This window comes from Vibrio sp. 1557 (genome assembly GCF_033340175.1).
In the GTDB taxonomy this organism is placed as follows: domain Bacteria; phylum Pseudomonadota; class Gammaproteobacteria; order Enterobacterales; family Vibrionaceae; genus Vibrio; species Vibrio alginolyticus.
Genome location: NZ_JAWOVZ010000290.1, coordinates 1 through 1,036, shown reverse-complemented (window position 1 = coordinate 1,036; position 1,036 = coordinate 1). Strand labels below are relative to the sequence as shown.

1 pseudogene is annotated in these 1,036 nt (G+C 49.4%); it reads left to right on the top strand.

The features are described from left to right. Window positions 1-1,036, top strand: a pseudogene (locus tag R7070_RS26565) (flagellar hook-length control protein FliK); the annotation flags it as partial.

Below are 1,036 nucleotides of genomic sequence, written 5' to 3'. Positions count from 1 at the left end.
CTGAAAGCAAAGGTTTTTTTGAAACCTTAGCGGGAGTTTTTACAGGTTCACAAAAAGCAGAAAAAGCGGTCACTCAAACAGCAAGTACAGATGCAAAGACCGACGTTAGCGCCACAGAAGGTGAAACGGTCGAGAAGAATGGCGAGAGCCAAGAATCAGTCGCGAACCGTGAGAGTGTCGACGGAAAAGCGGCTGATGCATTGCTAGAGCATGAAGGCGTAAAAGCCGTTGCTGACGAATCCGAGCAAACTTCGGAAGCATTTCAAGAAGAAGGTAAAGCCCCCGTCGTAGCGAAGCAAGCTTTGTCGCCAATGGAGTCAGAGGCTCAGTTGGATTCAAAACAAAGCGCTCAGAACACAGACTCGCAAGATAAGATAGCGGTGGCCAGTGCGATGGGAGAAGGTCAGCAACTACTCGGTCGTATTGAACAAGCGAATCAAGCATTGCAAACCAATGATTCTTTTGTTGATAGCGGCAAGGGTTTGCCTCTACAGACGACGCAAGCAACCTCTTTCTCTGCTCCAGTGTCGAAACTGGTCGAAACAGATGACGCAAAAGCGCTAGCAGCGTTGCAATCGACGCCTTCTGTTGAGCAAGTGAATTTGGCGGCCGAGCAGCAACTGGAACCAATCTTAGATGCCAATGGAAAGCCGATTGATATTGAGAAGCTACAGTCTCAATCAACTGAATGGCAAAACCTGACTGCGCCGCCTGTAATGGATACTGCAGCAATGCAACAAGCTCAGGCGAACACCTCAGGTGCATTGGATGGTTCGGTGTCACTTGACCCTGCGACGGTCGGCTTTGAAGGTAAGGCGGTTCAGCTGGTTTCAATTGATGAGCTGGAAGTCATTGATACCAAGTTGGCGCAAGGCAAACCTCTGAGCGAACAAGAAATCGATGTCATTGAAGGTTTGAGAACAGGTGACGTCGTCGCGGATATTCCTGAGCAAGAGCTAGCCCAGTTGGTTGCGCTGCCAACGGACGTGAAAGCCATTCTTGCGGAGCAAAATACAACGCAGCATAACAATGTACG